This is a genomic window from Streptomyces sp. NPDC058683, from assembly GCF_042716195.1.
In the GTDB taxonomy this organism is placed as follows: domain Bacteria; phylum Actinomycetota; class Actinomycetes; order Streptomycetales; family Streptomycetaceae; genus Streptomyces.
This window is the reverse complement of record NZ_JBHXSK010000061.1, coordinates 34,169-48,169: the sequence shown is the minus strand read 5'-3', so window position 1 is coordinate 48,169 and position 14,001 is coordinate 34,169. Positions and strand designations below refer to the sequence as shown.

Sequence of the window (14,001 nt, the reverse complement as noted above, 5' to 3'; positions counted from 1 at the left end):
GAACCCAAACCGTGGGGCACGTCATGTCACCCGATCATGCATGAGACCCCTTTCACATTGCCGCCCCAGGGTCAGCCCTCCCCAAGTGAAACCGCGAGGCTAATAGCCGCCTTGCCGGTAGGAGCAGCGCTCACGCCGCCGTTCGCGCCGCATCTGGGCGCTACGGAGGGGGCTACCTGCGGCCTGGCGTCGGCGATCGGTGCGTAGTCGCCGCCGCCGTCATGGACGTCGCGCCGGCGTCGGCACGGGGTATGTCGGCCGGAACCCCTATGAAGGGCTGGCCGTCGTGTTCCGGAGCCAGCGGGACTCCCGACTTCAGCGCGCGAGGGGCCACGACGATCGCCTGCCCGAGCCGGTTGATCCCGAGGGTGAACAGGATCGGGGAGGTGGAACCAGCCACGTGCGCGTGCATGGCGACGGCGCCCCCCGTGACGGCGGCCCTGGAAGCGATCAGCACCAGCCAGAGCCAGAGGCTGCTCATCGGCGTACGCGCCCACAGCACACCACCGCGTGATTCCAGGACGGTGGACCTCCCCTGGAGCAGTCCGATCACTGCGGCCACAAGGGCACCAAAGCTGATGAACACCACGTCGGCGGCCGTCGGGTTCTTATCGTGCTTGGTCAGCAGGTAGGCGCCGAGAAGGATGAGGGCGACCGGTAGCACCATGAGCCGCCGCCCGCGCAGGGGCTCGCCCCGTACTTGTCGTGCGATGACGAGCGCAATGAGCAGGAGTGCCCCGGCGATTTGCAGAAAACTCATCAGACGTTCTCATCCTTCGGAAACTTTCGAAGCACAGCGGGGAAATCCCACCCATTGCCCGGTGCGGTAGCACTGTCGGCTGCATCGATCTTCCGATCGGGTGTGTCGGGCTTACGCAGCGTCGAGTTCTGCCTTCCCGACAGGACGTAGCTCGTTCCCCAGTAGGCGGCCAGTACCACTCGCGTGCCCGTGGCTGCCGCAGCGTCGGCGGCGCATGCAATCACTTTCCTGACCGTTCCCTGCAGTTTCATCTTGTATCCGCTCTCACTGTCCTGTCGGTTTGGGACCTGTGCGCTACCGTTTCGCAGATCTTCTGGACGAAGCTTTTATCGGCCGTGACGGTAAGAAGCGGGTCCGGACCGTTGGCTGGCCGAACCCGCTTCTTTCCCACTACGGTTGTTTCCTTTTTCGGTGCGCCCTGGGTCAGGAACCTCCGGCGGTCACCGGTGTCTTGGGTTGACCCGAGGCCACGGGATCGATGTCGCTGAGTCCCACCTGGGGGTAGATCGCGCGCAGCACCGGCGGTGGACCACGCGGAGCCGGTGGTCCTGATGGCCCACCGGTTCATGCGTGACGTGGGATCTCCTTCCGCCGCCTGTCCTGGGGGAGGAGATCAGAGTGTCGCGAGTCGACCCGGTTCGGGTGGGTCGGTCCAGTTCAGGCGTCCGGGAGCCAGCTGCCATGGAAGCCGACGGGCACCCTGCGGGGGAGGTGAACGACGGCGGTAGGCGGCTTGGCGAGGTTTTCGGCGTCGAGGATGACGAGGTCACTGCGATCCGTAGCGGCGTCGTAGACGAAGGTCATGAGCCACCCAGGCCCGCCGGGGCGATCGTCGGCGGGGGCGAAGGCTGCCTCTCCCGGAAAACGGCCGGGAGCGAAGAGGTGGCTGGAGACCGTGCCGTCACGCAGGTCGTAGCGGTGCACCGCGCCCGTGAACTGGGAGGTTTCGGGGTTGGGCGTCTCGGAGACGTGCCCGTAACGGGCGGCGAGCCCGGCCAGACGATCGTCGAGACGGGGGAACTCCACAACGCGGTTGTCCAGCTGTTCCTCCCGCACCGATCCGCTGACGAGATCCACGGTCCAGCGGCACAGATAGGAGGGCTCGGCCAGGCCCACACCATCGGTCAACTTGGCGTAGCGGACGCCGTGCAGGACGAGACGCTGCCCGTCGGCTTCCTCGTGAGCGTTGACGGTGTGGAAGACATAGCACGGGTCGATCTCGAACCAGCGCACGGCACCGTAAGGGTCGTCCCGGCGCAGCACACCGAGCCGGGCACCGTACTCCGGCTGCCACTTGTAGGGCATGACGTCGTCATTCGCGGCCATCTCCAGGTTCAGGACGGCGGGGAGGTCCATGAAGACGACATGCTGTTCAGTGAGGTAGAAGTCGTGCATCATCGTCGGCTTCGGGCCTTCGATCGGCCGACTGATCACCAGCTCACCGTCGGCATTCGCACGGTGGTAGTTGAGGAAGGTGTCGGACGGCGCGCCGGCACCGAAGAAGTGCAGTTCGCCAGTGATGGGGCAGGTCTTCGGGTGGGCCGTCATCGCGGTTCGCAGACGTCCGTCGAAGTCGTACGGGCCGACGGTGTCGAGTTCGTGACCGGGCGCAGAGCTCAGCTCGTAGGGGAACGAGGTCTCCACCAGCGCGAGCGTGCGCCCGGCGTGCCGTACGACGTGGGTGTTGGCGAGCCCTGCGGTGAAATCGAAGTTCCCCCGCTCGTCGACGCGCCGCGCACTGTGGGTGAACGTCGAGGTCCGGACCCAACGGTTGCGGTACGACGTGGCCTTGCCGCCTGCGAGACGGATGCCGTGGACCATGCCGTCACCGAGAAACCAGTGCCCGGTGTTGGCTTCGTGGGGGTTGGGTCCGTTGCGCAGATACCAACCGGTGAGCTCTGGCGGTATCGCGCCGGTGACCGTGAGCTCGTGCGTGGTGAGCTCGTCCATCACGGGGGCGTAATTTCCCGTCAGATGAGGGACAGCAGTGGTTTTGACAGTATTCATGGTTCCTCCTGGACCCTGCCGGATCAGCCGTTGACGCTGGTGAGAGAGGCCTGAAGGCGGGCCTGGGCGCGCTTGGGGTACACGACGGTGACGACGATCGGCACGGCGAGACCGAGGACATGGATGGTGCCGTCGACCGCCGGAGAAGCGTCTACGACGAAGCAGACGGTCAGGGCGATGGCGAGGAACACGAAGGCGGCTGTCCAGACGGCGGCGATGTTGACACTCACCTTCGTGAACTCGGGCATGTGCCAGAACTCGCGCGGGGTCTGCAGCTTGGCGATGGGGAGGGTAAACGGCTGACCGACAACAAGGGACCCGCCTGCGGTGAGGGCGAGCCACCAGAAGGACAAGGGGCTCTGGTAGCCCTCGATCGGCGAGTTGCTGTCGAGGAATGCCACGGTGGCCAGGCCGAGGAAGTAGACGATCGAGCTGACCTCGAGGATCTGCGCGGCAGCGGGAGTCCCCCGTATGAGTTCGTACGTCAGCAGAACGATTCCGCACACCATGGCTGTGACGGCTCCCGCCCGCCAGCCGAGGAAGCCTGCTGCGAAGCCGTACACGAGGTAGGGGATGAACCCCTTGACCAATCCCATAAGTTGGGGCCCTTCTGAGCTCATGTCATTTTTGACAGGTCGAAAGCTAGATAGGGTGCTGATGACATGTCAAATGCGGCAGGTGAGGCTGGCCCCGGCGCGAACCCGCACGGCGCAGGGACGGGCCGAGCGGGCTCCGTGAGGCGCCAGGGGCATGATGGTGCCAATGCGTCATTCGCCCAGGTGACAGCCCTGATCACTCACCATGGACCAGAAGCTCGACGCAAGACCGGGACTCTGTGTGACCACGGCTGTTGGGCAAAGGCGGCCGACAGCGCACCGACGTCACACACGTGGGGTCGGCCAGTCCATGCCCCCGCAACATGGGGCCGGCTGCGGAAGATCTCCGCCGGGTGGGTGCTTCGGCGGCATGGGTTCAGCGGTGTTACCGCGACAACCAGGGAACTTCCTGGCGGAAAGCAAGGAGACCTACCGCCCGGATCCCTGGCGATCGGCAGCCCGTGCGACGTTGACGCCCACCAGCGATCAAGCGCGCCATGGGCCGGCGTGGCCACAAGGCCCGCTTCGTCGAGACCTGTGAAACGAACCGGCCGCACATCATCGTCCGTGCCGCTACCACCGCGGCCACTCTCGCCGACGTCGAGACGATACCCGCCGACCACGCTGACCTCGCCGAGGTCGACCTCCTCTCGGGCCAGGAACTCGTCGACGCGGTCCACACCAGCGTGGACGGCATCATCAACGACGCCGCCGAGCAGGACATCGACCTCGTCGGCCCGCTTCCGTCGGACCCGGACCGCACGGCCTGACCGCAGCCGCCCTCAACGTCGTCCGGGTTGATGCGTGGCTCACCGGAGCCCCGCTCGGCGGCAGTCGGAGCTCATGCCTTACGCCACTCCGCAAGTCACTCGCGATACCCACGTGAATGGATCAGTGGGGTCGTGATTACGCGTGCGGCCTCCGTGAGCGGAGGGACGGACCAGGAGGATCCCACCCCGCTTGAAATCTCCTGAATGCCACTTTGGATACTGGCTACCCCACGAATCCCACATGTAAGGTGTGAACATGTCCCTGAGGATGGCCTTGCTAGGACTGTTGGCCGCCGAACCCGCCAGCGGGTACGAACTCACCAAGGAGTTCGAGCAGGACCTGGGGCGTTACGCCTGGCGAGCGGGCCATACCGGTATCTATCCGGAGTTGAACCGGATGGCGGAAGACGGGCTTGTTGAAGTCACCCACGAAGGGGCCCGCAACAGCCGGACATACGCGTTGACCCCGGAGGGTCGCGAAGAACTGCGCAGCTGGCTAATGGAACCAGCAGGCCAGGGGAAAGTGCGAAATGAAGCGGTCTTGCGGATGTTTCTTCTCGACGCCCTGGAGCCAGCCGACGCGTTGATCGTGCTGAATCGAATGGTCGATGATTCCATGCAAAAAATTACTGAATTGCGCGGAATTCGCCAGAAACACGAAGACTCTCCGCCTACGGGTCGCGATGCTTTGGGTGAACTTGCCGCGGAGTATGGCCTGCGCCAGTACGAGGCCACGCACAGCTGGACTGTGTGGGCCATCGAGCGTCTCTCGCGACGCTACGGAGTCCATGGTGAGTGAGCTGGGCGGGCTCGCTATTTCGCTCGGGGCACGTCCGACTCTTGGACGGAAAACGAAGGTTACCCTTTGGTGCGTGTGCTGTGGCCGGACTTCGACCGGCGCGAACTATGGCGCGCCTGCCTCGAGTACGCGAAACGAGACCGACGGTTTGACGGCTCCCTGCCCAACGAGGTGAAGGTGACTGAAGAGTACTTCGGGGACCGACCTGGCGAGTGAGCGAGTGACGCAGACGGATCCCGGGCACTTCTGCGTCGCCCCCGGATGACGTCAGATGGCCATTTCACTCCACTGACGTGAGTGACGACCTGCGGCATGCTCCAGGCGGAGAGCATTTCGCTGAAAGAACGTCTTGGGCTGTTTGGCAAGGCGGCGGTTCGATGGGGCACGGTCGCTCTCGAGTGCGGGCCGTGGGGTTCAATGCGGGTACGGGGAATGCTCTGTGGGACCGGCTCTCGATCGAGGTGCAGGCGGAGGTGGACAGCCTCGTCTCGGCCGGGCGGAACGTGCAGGCCATTGCTGTAATGCGTGAGCGTGTCGGTCTGCCGACGCCGGGTCTGCATGAGTGTGTTGATCTGGTGGATCAGCGATTCAAGGTGTTGCGGCAGGGGCCGGCGAACTCGTGATGACGCCGTGCCCGGTGGTCATGCGTCGCGCCGGTTCGGGGTCGATTCGCGGGTGAGTCGACGGCTTATGAGGTCGACCATCGCCACCTTGATCATGGCTTCGGAGCCGTGGGGGCGGGTCTCGTAGTCGCGGGCGAGGCGACGGTGGCGCATGAGCCAGCCGAATGTCCGCTCGACGATCCAGCGCGGCGGAATCACCATGGAGCCTTTCTGGGAAGGGTCGCGGCGGGAAACTTCGACGCTGATGCCGAGGGTGGCACCGTGGTCGATGGCCTTGGTGCGGTATCCGCTGTCGGCCCATGCTTTGGTGATGCGGGGGTGGGCGGCGGCGATGCTCGAGAGCACATGGATGCCGCCGGCGTTGTCGGAGACGCTGGCGGCGGTGACCAGCACGGCTAGGAGAAGGCCGAGTGTGTCGACGCCGATGTGGCGTTTGCGGCCCGCGATCTTCTTGCCCGCGTCGATGCCCTGGCCGGTGGCCGGGACGTTCGCGGAGGTCTTGATGCTCTGGGCGTCCAGGATGCAGGCGCTCGGCTCGGCGTCGCGGCCTTCGCCTCACGGACCAGGCGCCGCAGGAGACCGTTGAGCTGGTCAAAAACCTCGTCCTTCTGCCAGCCGTCGAAGTACCCGTAGACCGTTTCCCATGGGGCGAAGTCGTGCGGCAGGTACCGCCAGGGGACCCCGGTCCGGTCGACGTAGAGGATGGCGTCCATGATCCGGCGCAGGTCGTGCTCGGGGGGCCGGCCGATGTCCGGGCCCTTCCCGCTCCGTTCGGCCCGCCATGCGGTCAGAGTCGGCTCCAGCAGTTCCCAGTGGGCATCGGACAGGTCACTTGGATACGGACGCTCTCGGCGAGGCGTGTTTCCGTAGTACCGATGCTCGCCGTCCCGCCGTAACGGGTGTGATCGGGTGCGTGTTGGGTTCAAGCTGGAGTAAAGGGGCCGAAACGGACTCTCGAAGACCGTCACGCACCCCACCTGCCACAGCAGACGTAGCGGTCTGACAGGACCCGAGCTCCTCGGGCAGGTCCCGCCAGGGCGAGCAGGTGCTGTACTTCCACGCGATGGCCTCAAGGGTCCGGCGGTCGTCAGCCCACCGTCGTCCACGGACCGGATCGGCCGGCATTAACGGCCCGATCCGGTCCCGCATCGCATCACTGATCGCTAACTGGACAGACGTATCTGATCAACCGACCAACCTGTCAAAGAGACATGCTCCAGCCGCGCCTGCCTTGGGCTCGGGGACGGCTCGCCGCGCTGTGCGTCACCTGCTGAAGTCACCTTGCCCGCGACCACCCGATGCACCACCTTCCCGTGGTGGTCGGACCGTGGTTGCGTTCTTCACCGCCGCTACTCCGCATCTCGAAGAGCGGCGAGTTGCTTCTCGAACGGGAGGACGTCAGAGAAGGTCTCCGGCGCGGGCGGCTGCGTGGGCTCTTCTGCCGTCAGCGAAGAGAGCTCCTCAGCCGCTCGTTCGATCCGCTGGGCGAGCCCTTTGGCGCCCCAGTCCTCGGAGGCGGCGTAGACCGCGGTGGGGACGACGACGGCCCGCAGGTAGGCGAAGAGTGGACGCAGCGCATGTTCCAGTACCAGCGAGTGGCGGGCGCTGCCCCCGGTCGCGGCGATCAGCACCGGCTTCCCGGTGAGCGCGTCCTTGTCCAGTACGTCGAAGAACGACTTGAACAGGCCGCTGTAGGAGGCGGAGAAGACCGGGGTGACGACGATCAGTCCGTCGGCAGCCGTCACCGTGGCAAGCGCCGCGGCCAGGGCGGGGGCGGGGAAACCATGGGTGAAGTTGTGGGCGATGTCCTCGGCCAGGTCGCGCAGTTCGATCACCTCGACCTCGGCCGAGGTGTCCTTCACGGTCGCGGCGGCCAGCCGGTCGGCCAGCAGCCGGGTGGACGAGGGGACACTGAGTCCTGCGGAGACGACGACGTACTTCATGCGGTTCGGTCCTTCCGGGAACGGTTGGTGGAGAAGGCGCCGCCGGCCACCCGGGCCGTGTGGGTCGGGGCCTCAGGCACGTCGGCCGGGCGCCCCTTGGCGAATTCCTCCCGCAGGACGGGCACGACCTCTTCGCCCAGCAGGTCGATCTGCTCAAGGACCGTCTTCAGCGGCAGGCCCGCGTGGTCCATGACGAACAGCTGGCGTTGGTAGTCGCCGGCGTACTTGCGGAAGGTCAGTGTCCTCTCGATCACCTGCTGCGGGGAGCCGACGGTCAGCGGGGTCTGCTGGGTGAAGTCCTCCAGGGAAGGGCCGTGCCCGTAGACCGGCGCGTTGTCGAAGTACGGGCGGAACTCCCGCACCGCGTCCTGTGAGTTGCGCCGCATGAACACCTGGCCGCCGAGGCCGACGATGGCCTGTTCGGGGGTGCCGTGCCCGTAGTGGGCGTACCGCTGCCGGTAGAGATTCACCATCTTCTTGGTGTGCTCGATGGGCCAGAAGATGTTGTTGTGGAAGAAGCCGTCCCCGTAGTAGGCGGCCTGCTCGGCGATCTCCGGGGAGCGGATGGAGCCGTGCCAGACGAACGGCGGGACGCCGTCCAGCGGGCGCGGGGTCGCGGTGAAGGACTGCAGTGGCGTACGGAACTTGCCCTCCCAGTCGACGACGTCCTCGCGCCACAGCCGGTGAAGCAGGGCGTAGTTCTCAATGGCGAGCGGGATGCCCTGGCGGATGTCCTGGCCGAACCAGGGGTAGACCGGGCCGGTGTTGCCGCGGCCCATCATCAGGTCCATACGCCCGTCGGTCAGGTGCTGGAGCATCGCGAAGTCCTCCGCGATCTTCACCGGGTCGTTGGTGGTGATCAGCGTGGTGGACGTGGACAGTACGAGCTTTTCGGTGCGGGCGGCGATGTAGCCGAGCATCGTCGTCGGGGACGAGGGCACGAACGGCGGGTTGTGGTGCTCACCGGTCGCGAAGACGTCCAGTCCGGCCTCCTCCGCCTTCTGTGCGATGGCGACCATCGCCTTGATGCGCTCGTGCTCGCTCGGCGTCCGGCCGGTGGTCGGGTCCTCGGTCACGTCGCCGACGCTGAAGATTCCGAATTGCATTGATTTCTCGAATCTTTAAGAGGGAATACGCTGGTTTGTGCCAGGCCGGCGGGAGGAATGGCATGGATTCTTATATACGTGGCCAGTCCTGCCTCTTGATGAGTAAGTATGCCTTTGGGGGATCGCGGATTTTATGCTGGAGCAGGCACTGCGAGTCCTAGGTTGGGGGGTTCCTGCCGTGACCGTCCGAGGCATCTCGATGAGATATTTTACGGAGAGAGGCCGACCTATTTTCGGAACACGCAAAAGGGCGGCTTGTTCGCAGGTAATTCTGCGAACATGCCGCCCGGGTGCGTGGTGCAGCGTCGGGGCAGGGCCTGTTACTGCCCTTGGAGCCATGGGTAGCGCTGGGTGTCCGCGCCCGCGTAGTCGGGGTCGAGATAGGTGCTGAGTCGGTGGATCTTGAAGTCGCGGATCTCGAAGACATCGCACCATGCGCCGGCGTGGGTCCGGTATGCCCACCATTCGGTCCCGTCGGCGGTGACACCGTTGCTGGTTCCCTCGATCACCACCAGGTCGTCCTTGGTGACGACGTTGAGGTAGATCGAATCGTGGCTGATCTGGCCGAGCATGGAACCGAGCTGCTCGAAGAAGGTTGCGATCTCTTTCTTTCCGCGCATCAGACCGCGCTTGGGAAAATAGTAGAGAGCGTCTTCGTCGAACAGTTCCAGGACGTCCCTTCCAGTGTCTATACGAAGGAGGAATTCCTTGGCCACCGAGATCCGTTGCTCGGGAGTCATCGTCCCTGTGGTGATCGTCATTTCCTTGCCTCGCTCCTGACTCAGTGAAATCTAGGCGGATGCTGCACGGCACTCAGTCGCACGATTCGTGGGGAAGCGGTGCACCACAGGCGGGACGGCTGTGTGTCAAGCCGTACTGGGATGACAGGGGAGGGGGTGACCGCGGTGTCAACTACAGTGTCGAAAGTTCAGCACCTAAGTTGATTGCTGGCTGTCTACCAGGCGGAGTCCCCGCGCAGAACCGTGTCCGCGCCGCCGTCGAGGAAGATGGTCTGGCCGGTCATGTGCCCGTTGGCCTCACTCGCCAGCCACGCCAGCAGTTCGGCCGCCACCTCCGGCTCGTACGGGCCGCCGAGCGGCATGGGGCTGCCCGCTTCGATGCGTGCCTGAGTCGTGGGGTCTTCGAAGAGCCGCTTGAGCAGTTCGGTGCGGACGAGGCCGGGTGCGACGGCGTTGAGGGGGATGCCGGCGGCTGCCCAGTCGGGCCCCGGGGCCTGCCTGCGAATCCACCGGGACAGTGCGCGCTTGGTCGTCGCATAGACCTGGGGAGCGACTGCGGAGCGGGTCAGGGCGTCTTCCTCGCTCCCGTCCAGCAGGGTGTCGAGCAGTTCTTGGTCGATGGGGTGGACCGACGTGATCGAGGACACGGCGACCACGCGCGGCGCGGGCGAGTTGAGGAGCAGGGGGCGCAGGCCCTCCATGGTGGCGATCGCACCGTAGTAGTTGACGGCCGTGGTGGCGGGCCCGGCGATGTCGACGCCGGCCACCGCCAGGACGGCGTCGATCTGCCCTCCGCTGAGCTGCGTCACTCCGTCGACGAGGGCGGCGCGACCCTGCTGGGTCGAGAGATCGGCGATCACGTCGGCGTTGTGGAGGTCTGCTCCGATGACCTGGTGGCCCCGGGACTCCAGGAGCTGCTTGGTCGCCAGACCGATGCCGGAAGAGGAACCGGTGACGACGTAGATCCTCGGGGTGTCCGAGTGGTCGCGAGGGGTGCTGTCGGCTTTCTTGTTCGTCATGTGTGTAAAAGTATCGACATTGACGTCGAACGTCAAAGGTTGCCTTTCAGAGGCGTGCCATCGGGCGGTGGGCACATGGGGTCCCTGGCTCCGCCGTGTTCACCGAACCGGAGACTCCGCAGCGGGGGAACTTCAGTCGCTCGCCACCACCGGGGTGGACGACGTCTACGCGCCGGCGCCGCGGCGCAGGGCCGACGGCACCCGCACGCCGAATTCCCCCGCCACTGCTTCGCCCGGTAGCGAAGTGCCGCGGGGCGGGTGGCTCGGCCGGTCGGGGGTGCGCATGCGACTGCCGAGGGCCACACCCGGATGGAAGCCGGTCCAGCGAGAGCGTGCCGGCCCTGCGCCTCGCCCGACGTCGACACCACCGCCATGGTGTCGACGACGCAGGTCATCAGCGCGTTGCCGAGCGCCAGGTACCGGACCGCACCGGGCTGGTACAGAACCCGGCCCAGCGCGGTGAAGAGCATCACCTGGGCGAGCATCCTGCCGAGCCAGCCGAACAACCGGTCGCTCGGTGCCCGGTGGGCAGATATCTGATGGTCGACACGCTTTCCGTTCCGCTCGAACTCGCCCAAGCCGCCCTGGAACGCTACCCCGAGGCCGTCCTGCCCGCCTGACACGCGAAAACCCGGCGGCTCGCGCAGACCGGGGAACCTCTGAATTCGCTCGCGGCAACCGTGACCGAGCGGAACTCTCCCCGGAGCCCTGAGGCGCTAACCTCGCCGTTTCGGTTGAGGCGATGAGGCGTGGCTGATGGTCAACTGTCGAGTGGCCAAGGTGATTTCGGCGTTCGGCCATGGTGGAGTCCCGGCGCAGTGGTCGGGTTCTCTAGGGTGCTTTGGGTCGTGGCGGGCAGGGTTTGACGGTCAGCCGGCGGGACGCGGCAGTGCGGCGCGGCGATGGAAGGCTGCGGCTAGTTCGTGTCTCCAGCGTCAGGTCGCCGATATCCGCAAGGGCGGGCGGCGGTTGCCGCAGGTGAGGCGGGCGGCGACGTGCAGCACCCGGTAGCTGAGCTTCTTCGGCTCGGCAGCGGCGAGTTCGCCGTCCAGCAGCAGGACGCGCATCCTTGCCTGCAGATCGATCGCTGTGAGACTGAGTTCGAGCCAGACGGCGTTGACGCCGAAGTCGCGGGAGGGGAAGCGGCCGAATCCGGAGGTCTTGCCGCACCGGATGTGGTCCTCAACGCATGCATGCCCGCGGTGGCGGACCTCCAGGAACTGCGCGGAGCCGCCACCGGAGCGCGGGGTGTCGATGAGGAACACTTGATGCCGCAGGCCCTCGTCCTGATCGAACAGGGACAGCTGGGCTCCGGGATGCGGGCGTTCGCGGCGCACGATGATGCGGGTGCCGGCCGGATAGCCGTCCAGATCGACCAGTCCGGTCAGCTCGGCCACCTCGGCGCCATCACGCAGTGTCCTGTCCTGGTCCAGGGCGGGATGCCAGAGGTGGTCGGGCATGGCCCGGACAGCGGGGCGGAGCGGCTCGGTGATGGCGTATCCGACCGAGAAGAAGGTACGGATTTCTTGTTTCCGCAGGTCTCGGATGTGGGCTAGGACGACTTTCGCGGATCCGGCACTGTCAGTACGGATGAGGATGTCGGTGCCGTGCCGGTGGGCGTCGGGGATCTGCGCGAGCGCCTGGTCGAGCACCGTGATGTAGTCGCTCGCGGTGTTGGCGCCGGCGTTTCCGGACCGTAGCCGGCCGGACAGCGCCTCGCCGGTGTTGGCGAGGAAGCACAGCAGCGGGTGGAAGCCGAAGCCGCCCTTATACGTGGGTGCCGCCTGCGCTTTCTCGTAGTGGCAGCTGATTAGTGTGGCGTCGAGGCCAGGACCGGACCGGGCAGCATATGTCCCGCGGCCCGGACTGCGGGTATGCCCTCACCGTGTTCGGCGGCCTGCAGCCAGGCGGTTTCCCGGGCCTCGGCACGGGCCGAGCGCAAAGAAGCCAGTGTCCTGTCGTCGGTGTCGGCGAGCAGCCGCCAGGCCGTTGGTGTCGAGGCGGCATGGCCGAAGAGCGCTGTCTGGTCCCGCCAGTACGGCCAGGTCCGCGATGGCCTCGCGGCCGTCGGCGAGCATCACCGTCAGGTCGGTGGCGATCCGGCCTGGATCATGTCCGGTCCGCCGATCACCCTCGGCATCATGTGATCAACCAGGACACATCACGTGAACGACGCTGCCCTGGTTCTTCGGTGTGTCTGAATTCGTGGCCGAGCAGTCGGGTCATGGGCTGGTGGTCAAATGTCACGTGATGGCCAACGTCTGCTGCCCCCATCCCGTACAGCCGGGACATGCCGCTCGTGCTCCAGGTGGACGGCAAGGGTGTGGTCATGCGGCCCGAAGCATTGCGGCGCGAGCCACTCTCGGGGCGATCGGGTCTGGCGAGAGCGATGGCCGTGGCAGGCGGACCATTCTTACTCGACCGCGCTTGCGGTGACCTTTGGCGCTATCTCGGCAACGCGGTCGAGGAGCTCCACGAGCTGCCAGTAGTCCTCCTCGGACATCGCCTCACGGAGGCCGTACTCGATGCGTTCGTGGAAGCTGCTCGCGGCGGCGGCCCGCTCCACACCAGCCGGCGTAAGGGAGACCAGCACGACGCGCCCATGATCTGGCGAGATGTGCCGTTCGATCAGCCCCTTGGCCTCCAAATTCTTGACGATACCGGTCATGGTCTGCGAGGTGACGAGGCCCTCCCGGGCAAGCTGCGTGCACGACTTGGCGGCACCGTGTGCAAGGTAGCCCAGAACCTTGCACTGCGACTCAGTCAGGTCCAAGTCACGCACCCCGTGGGCCTTACGGGCCACGATGGCGTGCTCAGCACGCTTGAGATGGAAGGTGAGCAAGCTTGCCGGGGAAACGGGCGGGGTCTGTATGTCAGCCGTCTCCTGCACGCTGGTCGTGTCTGCCATCGCTATTTTGGCCTGCCTCTCTACATTCTCCCGACCATACAGCGTAACACTTCACGAATGTAGGATCCTGATTGGAATCAGGTTGGTGAACGCCTGCAGAGCCCATCCGTTTACGTGTGTGCTGCGCACGTCCCACTGTCGTCCTCGTCACGTTGCGGCTGTACCTGGTGTGCGCCCCGGCCCGGGATGCCGATCCTGTGGGCGCCGGCCGTCCCAGGCACGGCGAGGGTGAGATCTTGGCCGCGATGCTTGAGGTGGACGTCGCTTGGTGCGCGAGCGGCGGGCTTGCTGCTGAGTGGCTGGTCTGGCCGGCGCCGTCGCGGGGGTCGAAGATCGTGCGGGAGAGATGAGTGCGGCGTCCTGCGCCTTGTCACCGCGGCTTGCCGACGCGTCCGGTCGTTGTTCAGTGCGACGTTGGAAGGCCGACGGTGTTGGGTGCAGTGTTCGACACCCGGTCTCAGTAGTCGGGGTGCCGTGTCGTGGCCACGACACGGCGGCTCCCAGGACTGCTTCGGCCAGCCCGTCGTGGGGACAGCGGACGGTGACGTAGATGAGTGAGAAGGCCATCACGGCCGTCGGCGTCCATCGGCCGAGCCAAACGACCGGTTGATGACCATCAGGGGTCATGTGCGGGGGATGGCTCCGACGGTAAGGACGTATGGGCTGTTGCGACACGGGCGCCGTTCGACGGCGGCCTCCTCACCGGAGCAGCCCGGCCGTGCGGCCGGAA

General features: G+C 65.9%; 13 protein-coding genes and 4 pseudogenes. 5 read left to right on the top strand and 12 right to left on the bottom strand.

The genetic code is table 11. From position 1 onward, the window contains the following. Positions 1-172 precede the first annotated feature (172 nt). From ACFWXC_RS44725 to ACFWXC_RS44710, 4 genes are all read right to left on the bottom strand, one after another. Positions 173-760 (bottom strand): hypothetical protein, encoded by a 588-nt coding sequence (locus ACFWXC_RS44725; protein WP_384488560.1) that lies wholly within the window; start codon positions 758-760, stop codon positions 173-175. Continuing rightward, the gene (locus ACFWXC_RS44720; protein WP_384488558.1) at positions 760-1,011 is read right to left on the bottom strand and encodes a hypothetical protein; all 252 of its coding nucleotides are present in this window, start codon (positions 1,009-1,011) and stop codon (positions 760-762) included. Before ACFWXC_RS44720 ends, ACFWXC_RS44725 begins: the two co-directional genes overlap by 1 nt. 406 nt (positions 1,012-1,417) lie before the next feature. Further along, positions 1,418-2,767 carry a carotenoid oxygenase family protein gene (locus ACFWXC_RS44715; protein WP_384488556.1) on the bottom strand — a complete coding sequence of 450 codons (1,350 nt, stop codon included), beginning with the start codon at positions 2,765-2,767 and terminating at the stop codon, positions 1,418-1,420. 23 nt (positions 2,768-2,790) lie between these two features. Then, positions 2,791-3,363 (bottom strand): hypothetical protein, encoded by a 573-nt coding sequence (locus tag ACFWXC_RS44710; RefSeq protein WP_384488554.1) that lies wholly within the window; start codon positions 3,361-3,363, stop codon positions 2,791-2,793. A gap of 497 nt (positions 3,364-3,860) precedes the next feature. Here ACFWXC_RS44710 and ACFWXC_RS44705 point away from each other — a divergent pair, with 497 nt between their 5' ends. The 4 genes and pseudogenes from ACFWXC_RS44705 (at position 3,861) to ACFWXC_RS44690 (ending at position 5,555) form a co-directional block, all read left to right on the top strand. Continuing rightward, positions 3,861-4,133: a hypothetical protein gene (locus ACFWXC_RS44705; RefSeq protein ID WP_384488552.1), complete on the top strand. Its 273-nt coding sequence runs from the start codon at positions 3,861-3,863 to the stop codon at positions 4,131-4,133. A 256-nt stretch (positions 4,134-4,389) separates the two neighbouring features. After that, on the top strand, positions 4,390-4,932 hold the full coding sequence (locus tag ACFWXC_RS44700; RefSeq protein WP_384488550.1) for a PadR family transcriptional regulator: 543 nt from the start codon (positions 4,390-4,392) through the stop codon (positions 4,930-4,932). A 75-nt stretch (positions 4,933-5,007) separates the two neighbouring features. Beyond that, positions 5,008-5,148 (top strand): annotated as a pseudogene (locus tag ACFWXC_RS44695) (isoprenyl transferase); the annotation flags it as partial. Between the two features lie 191 nt (positions 5,149-5,339). Next, complete coding sequence (locus tag ACFWXC_RS44690) at positions 5,340-5,555, top strand: hypothetical protein (protein WP_384488548.1); 216 nt, start codon at positions 5,340-5,342, stop codon at positions 5,553-5,555. 18 nt (positions 5,556-5,573) lie between these two features. Here ACFWXC_RS44690 and ACFWXC_RS44685 read toward each other — a convergent pair. The 6 genes and pseudogenes from ACFWXC_RS44685 to ACFWXC_RS44660 all read right to left on the bottom strand — a co-directional run bounded on the left by ACFWXC_RS44685 (position 5,574) and on the right by ACFWXC_RS44660 (position 10,363). Continuing rightward, positions 5,574-6,382 (bottom strand): annotated as a pseudogene (locus tag ACFWXC_RS44685) (IS5 family transposase). A 103-nt stretch (positions 6,383-6,485) separates the two neighbouring features. Next, positions 6,486-6,704: pseudogene (locus ACFWXC_RS44680) on the bottom strand (transposase); the annotation flags it as partial. A 200-nt stretch (positions 6,705-6,904) separates the two neighbouring features. Further along, positions 6,905-7,498, bottom strand: a complete 594-nt coding sequence (locus ACFWXC_RS44675; RefSeq protein WP_384488546.1) for an FMN reductase — start codon at positions 7,496-7,498, stop codon at positions 6,905-6,907. Beyond that, positions 7,495-8,604 carry an LLM class flavin-dependent oxidoreductase gene (locus ACFWXC_RS44670; RefSeq protein ID WP_384488544.1) on the bottom strand — a complete coding sequence of 370 codons (1,110 nt, stop codon included), beginning with the start codon at positions 8,602-8,604 and terminating at the stop codon, positions 7,495-7,497. The genes ACFWXC_RS44675 and ACFWXC_RS44670 overlap by 4 nt, the downstream gene beginning before the upstream one ends. Positions 8,605-8,924: 320 nt before the next feature. Beyond that, positions 8,925-9,365 (bottom strand): nuclear transport factor 2 family protein, encoded by a 441-nt coding sequence (locus ACFWXC_RS44665; RefSeq protein WP_384488542.1) that lies wholly within the window; start codon positions 9,363-9,365, stop codon positions 8,925-8,927. A gap of 194 nt (positions 9,366-9,559) precedes the next feature. Next, positions 9,560-10,363 (bottom strand): SDR family oxidoreductase, encoded by an 804-nt coding sequence (locus ACFWXC_RS44660; RefSeq protein ID WP_384488540.1) that lies wholly within the window; start codon positions 10,361-10,363, stop codon positions 9,560-9,562. 332 nt (positions 10,364-10,695) lie between these two features. Here ACFWXC_RS44660 and ACFWXC_RS44655 point away from each other — a divergent pair, with 332 nt between their 5' ends. Beyond that, entirely contained in the window at positions 10,696-10,983 is a 288-nt protein-coding gene (locus ACFWXC_RS44655; RefSeq protein ID WP_384488538.1) for a hypothetical protein, read from the top strand. A 249-nt stretch (positions 10,984-11,232) separates the two neighbouring features. On the opposite strand, the pseudogene ACFWXC_RS44650 reads toward ACFWXC_RS44655, so the two are convergent. Both ACFWXC_RS44650 and ACFWXC_RS44645 read right to left on the bottom strand, forming a co-directional pair. Then, positions 11,233-12,489: pseudogene (locus ACFWXC_RS44650) on the bottom strand (IS1380 family transposase); the annotation flags it as partial. Between the two features lie 287 nt (positions 12,490-12,776). Then, positions 12,777-13,271: a MarR family winged helix-turn-helix transcriptional regulator gene (locus ACFWXC_RS44645; protein ID WP_384488536.1), complete on the bottom strand. Its 495-nt coding sequence runs from the start codon at positions 13,269-13,271 to the stop codon at positions 12,777-12,779. Between the last annotated feature and the right edge of the window lie 730 nt (positions 13,272-14,001).